General features: G+C 67.5%; 2 protein-coding genes and 1 pseudogene. 2 read left to right on the top strand and 1 reads right to left on the bottom strand.

Features of this window, described 5'->3' with window-relative positions; all coding sequences use genetic code 11:
• Together VGI62_RS09825 and VGI62_RS09820 are read left to right on the top strand one after the other, a co-directional pair.
• Window positions 1–389: pseudogene (locus VGI62_RS09825) on the top strand (hypothetical protein); the annotation flags it as partial.
• Window positions 389–1,609: an ABC transporter permease gene (locus VGI62_RS09820; RefSeq protein WP_331504301.1), complete on the top strand. Its 1,221-nt coding sequence runs from the start codon at window positions 389–391 to the stop codon at window positions 1,607–1,609. The pseudogene VGI62_RS09825 and the gene VGI62_RS09820, both read left to right, overlap by 1 nt.
• Here the strand turns inward: VGI62_RS09820 and VGI62_RS09815 are convergent.
• Window positions 1,586–2,638, bottom strand: a complete 1,053-nt coding sequence (locus VGI62_RS09815) for a glycosyltransferase family 2 protein (RefSeq protein ID WP_331504300.1) — start codon at window positions 2,636–2,638, stop codon at window positions 1,586–1,588. The genes VGI62_RS09820 and VGI62_RS09815 overlap by 24 nt on opposite strands.
• Window positions 2,639–2,863: the final 225 nt, after the last annotated feature.

The following is a 2,863-nucleotide window of genomic DNA, read 5'->3' as shown; positions in this document are numbered from 1 at the left end:
GTGGCGGAGCCATCCTTTTCTCGACGCACGCGATGAGCGCCGCCGAACGCCTCTGCGACCAGGTGGTCATCGTCTCCGACGGCCGGACGGTTTTCCAGGGCGATGTCGCCGAGGTGGCGGCGCAGGCGCCTCACGGCGTCTATGTGACCTGTGACGACGACGCGGCCTTGCTCGAAGTCGTGGCCAAGCTCGGCGGCGAGGCGCAGGCCTTCCCGGGCAAGATGGGCGAGGCGCTCCGTTGGCGGGTGCTGCTGCCCCAGCAGGTCCCTTACCCGGCTCTGATGCGCGCGCTCGCTGAGCGCGAGCTCGCCGTCCACGGCTTCGATCCGATCCAGGCCGACCTCGAGGGCGGCTTCTGGTCGCTTTCCCAACGCCGCGAGGCCGCCTGATGGAACGGTTGCGACTGATCGCGGGTCGCGAGATCGGCGCCTACGCGGGCGTTCCGAGCTTCTGGGCGGCGCTGCTGATGGGCCCGCTCCTGATGCTGATCGCCGCGCTCGCGGGCGGCGCCTTGCACCACGCCCCTTCAGGCCCTCAGGCGCGAGAGGTGGTCGTCGAGGCTGCAGACCCCGCCGCCGCCGCTGCGGCCACGGAGGCCCTGACGCGAGCCGGCGTTGTAGAAGGGCGCCCGGTGACGTTTCGGGCGCCTGCCGAATCCAATCCGAGCGCCACGCGTCTAAAGGTCGATGTCGACGCCGAGGGCCGCGTGTCCGCGCACCTCTCCGGCGCGCCGCTCCCCAAAGCCGCGCTTGCGATGCTGCGCGGAGATCTAAGCCAGGTCGGCCTGCAAGCCCGCCTGCGGCGGGCCGGCGCTTCCGGCGCCGTGCTTGCGGCGGCTCGGGTGGCTCCGGTGTCGGTCGAGGAAGCGCCGGTTGCGCCCGCGCCGCCGGCCGATCCCGGTCGGATCGGGCGCTTTGCGGTGATGATGCTGCTTTGGATGAATCTGGTGGGCGCGCTTGGCATGCTGTTGCAGGCCATTGTGCGGGAGCGCGCCAACCGCGCGCTGGAAAGCCTGCTCTCAGCCGCCCGGCCCGCGGACATCATCTTCGGCAAGCTCGCCGGTGTCGGCGTCCTGTCGCTGCTGGTGCTGGCCGTCTGGCTTGGCGGCGCCGCTGCGATCGCCGCAACGCCGCTCGGCGGTGCCGGGGCAGGGGCGATGGGCTTCCTGCTGCAGGCGTTCGCCGAGCCTTCGGCTCTGGTGGGGGCCGGGTTCATCTACGTGCTGGCCTTCGCAATGTACGGTTCCGCCTTGATCGGCCTGGGCGCCATCGCCCGCGACGTGCCTTCAGCCCAGAACCTGTCGCGGCCGGTCTTCGGGGTGCTGCTGATGGTGTTCTTCGTGGCCTTGGCGCAGCTTGGGGGAGGGGCTCAAGGGTTGGCGTGGCTGGCCTGGATCCCGCTCTTCACGCCCTTCATGCTGCTGCTTGAGCCGGCGGGGGCGCTGGGCGCCGCTCAGACTGTAGGGGCGCTGGCCGGAATGGGCGCGACGACCGTGGCGTTTGGATGGCTGGCGACGCGCGCGCTTACAGGCAGCGGGCTTCCGCGCCTGCGGGCCGAACGTCGCGTGACGGGCGAGCGCCGGCGCTCACTTGCCGCGGAAGCCGGCTAGCTGCTCGGCCGCCGGCCGCACGGAAGACCCTTCACCGCATGTTTTCGGGCGCGGTGTAGGCGGCGGAACCAATGACTGGGGGAAGTCTGCCCGGACCCGTGCGCCATACCCCCAAAGTCTGACGGGCGTGGCGCCGCAGAAGGCGAAAATCAGAAATAAGACCGCCTTGAGAGTGGCGGCGTGCTTGAACTGAAGGAGCGCCTCGGCTCGACAGGCCTCGCCTTTGCGCGCGAGCGCAATGCACCACCCGCGAACCGCGCTGGCATGAAGCGCGCGCCACTCGCGCCGGCCCGTCACGCGCGCGGTCTCTTCGAAGGCCAGCACCCGGGCGCGAAAATGATCCGGGCTGGACTGGCCTCGTCGCGACAGTGAGTCCGCCCGGCCGGTGCGGTCCACGATCGAGACAACGTCATGCACGCACACAATCGGCCTTCTAAGGGCGATCCGGAAACTGACGAGAAGATCTTCGCTGCTTTCGAGATCCTCCTGAAAGCATCCGGCCTCAATCAGGGCTTCGCGCCTCACGAGGCTGCTCGGAAGAAGGCTGACCATGTAGGGCCATTGCGAAGACATCGGTTCGGCGACGAGTTGTGGACCGCTGGTTTCGCCCCACCCGGCTTCCGAAAATACCGTGGAGGTTCGGTCCTTGTAGACGAGCTTGCTGTCGCCAAAAATGCACCCGGTGTCGGCCGGCGCCTCGTGTACCGCTCGCGCCATTACGCTCAGTCGCCCATCGGCCCATGCGTCGTCGCTGTCCAGAAATGCGATCCAATCTCCAGTAGCGGCGAGGACTCCGCAACGGCGAGCCGCGGACACGCCACGATGCGGTCGGCTTATAACGGTGACCGCATCGCCATAGCTTTCCCTGAGGTAGTCGGGCGTGCCGTCCGTGGAGCCATCATCCACGATGATGACTTCGTGGGGGCGTGGGGTTTGCGACAGGATGCTGTCCACGGCGCGACCCAGCTGATCGCGCCGATTATGAGTGACGATAATCGCGCTAACCGTAGCCGCACTCGTAGGCCGCACGTACCTGGCTCCTACTGAAGGACGTTATCCAGTGTTTCGTGACTGTTGAAGTTGTTACACCTTAGCAAGGTTGCGGCAGTTGTCCGACATTTCTGGGGCGGGCGCAGTCAACGCCGATCCAATCGCGATTTTCGTGGGTATGGGCTTGCAGAAGATCAAATCGGCGCTGTTGGCCCCGATCGGCACAATCGTGAGATCAATCGGCGTTTCTGACGCTGTCGCGCT

It is taken from the genome of Phenylobacterium sp. (assembly GCF_036495085.1).
Taxonomy (GTDB): Bacteria; Pseudomonadota; Alphaproteobacteria; order Caulobacterales; family Caulobacteraceae; genus Phenylobacterium.
This window is presented reverse-complemented; position numbering and strand designations above follow the sequence as displayed.

Bases quoted from the DNA above. Each gene is read 5' to 3' on its own strand.
- VGI62_RS09820 (WP_331504301.1), top strand. From the start codon at position 389: ATGGAACGGTTGCGACTGATCGCGGGTCGCGAGATCGGCGCCTACGCG.